This window comes from Paraburkholderia sp. CNPSo 3274, assembly GCF_024206475.1.
GTDB lineage: Bacteria > Pseudomonadota > Gammaproteobacteria > Burkholderiales > Burkholderiaceae > Paraburkholderia.
This window is the reverse complement of sequence record NZ_JAMBPR010000216.1, coordinates 1-1,771: the sequence shown is the minus strand read 5'-3', so window position 1 is coordinate 1,771 and position 1,771 is coordinate 1. Positions and strand designations below refer to the sequence as shown.

Below are 1,771 nucleotides of genomic sequence, written 5' to 3'. Positions count from 1 at the left end.
CCCGCCGGATAACCCAGATGGTGTCCAAGTTCGGCACCCAGCGCCCGCTCGATCAGCGCCTTCTTGAACGCGGCTGAAGCGGCGTGCACCGCTTCGGCGGTCATGGGTCCCTTCACGAACTGGTCGATCAGCTCCTTCGGAATGGACGGTAACGCTGTCTGCGCTTCGGTAGTTGTCTTGGGTTTGCGTGGCATACATGCTCCTTGAGCTACATGTTATGCCTTGAACACAAAATCTATGACAGACCCGGATCCCGAATCGCGTGACGTCTGCAAAGACACGCAATTCCTGTCGCGTCACCCTACGATTGCTTAAGAAGCCGACAATCCATCCCTTTTATATGAGCAGATCACATCCAGTTGCAATCGACGGGTCAGTTCAAGTCACTCAAAATCGGCGTCAACCGCTGATATCGGTGCTTGCCGTCCGACGAAACGGCTCCTCGATGGTCGGTCGTCTACCTATCAATGCTTGCAGGCTGAAAGCGATCGTATGCGAGTTAGTGTCAAAGCCATTTTCAGATGTCGGGGTCCCGGCTAAATACAGATGTCGGGGTTGAGGTTGGTTCTGGGTGTGGTTGTTTTGCAGTCCTTTATATCTATCTGGAGGGGGTTTTTAGCACCGAGCCTCCCGGATTGCGGTGAGTCCCCATTACCGCCGCATTCAAGTCCTCGAGCGTCACTTCGCGCTGCTTCCGTGTGCCAGGCAATGGTTTCGGTTTGCGTACCGCGGCGCCGCGATTGGTGCGGGATGGCGAGCCTGATACACGACGGTTATCGCGTTGCGCCTGCAGCGCCTGGGCGACGCGCAGCGCATGGCCGAGCCGCTTGTGCTCGATCACGGCACCCTGGTCGATTTCCGAGAGCTTGTCATAGGGGATACAGGGCAGTGCTGCACCGCCGGCCCGCAGCTCGATGCGACCGTCCGGATACTCCCATACCTCGATGTAGCGGCCGATCAGCCGGCGGGTTGCCGGCGTGTCCTTCAGCAGCCAGATCACGCGGTCGTTCAGCAGCGTGAGTGAATCCGACACCTTGCGCTGTACGCGCCAGGTCAAGATTGCGTCGAGATCCTCGTCCGCACGCAGCGACCGGTGTGCATCGAACCGGCTTCTGGGCGGCTTCGCGAAGCGGGCGTTGTAGGCCGCCATGAAGGCGGGTGCCCAGGCGTTCGCTTCGTCCAGCGTGCTGATGCCGCGCAGGCGCAGTTCCTTCACCAGGCGATCCTGCAGCGTCAGGTTGGCGCGCTCCACGCGGCCCTTGGCGGGGCTTGAGTTCGCGCAGAACGTGTCGATATTGAGCTCATACATCGCCCGGCCGAACTGGGTGACACCTTTGCCTGCGGTCTCGGCGCGGCGCTTCACGTAAAAGACGCTCGCCTTGTCGCTGTAGAACGCTACCGGTTTGCCGTGGCGCTCCAGATACGCGCGCGTGGCCTCGAAATAGCTGAACGTCGATTCAGTCTGCGTGAAATGCAGGTGCATCAGCCGGCTCGTCGCGTCGTCCACGTACACCAGCAGCGTGCAGGCCGGCGCCCGGTCCTCGAACCAGCGGTGGTCGCTGCCGTCGATCTGCACCAGCTCGCCGAAACATGCACGCCGTGCGCGCGGCTGGTAGACCTTCGGTGGACGCTGTTTGCGCGGCACCCACAGGCCGGCCTGGGTCATCAGTTGGCGCACCGTTTCCTTGCACAGCCGGATGCCGTGGCATTCGTCCAGCTTCTCGCGGGCCAGCGTCGGCCCGAAATCGGCGTAGCGCTCGCGGATGATCAT

At 61.2% G+C, this 1,771-nt stretch carries 1 protein-coding gene and 1 pseudogene; both read right to left on the bottom strand.

All coding sequences use genetic code 11. The annotated features are described in order from the left end of the window. Positions 1-194 (bottom strand): annotated as a pseudogene (locus tag M3I54_RS44290) (IS256 family transposase); the annotation flags it as partial. Positions 195-598: 404 nt separating this feature from the next. Beyond that, a partial coding sequence (locus M3I54_RS44285) for an ISNCY family transposase (protein ID WP_254346715.1) occupies positions 599-1,771 on the bottom strand: 1,173 nt, incomplete at its 5' end.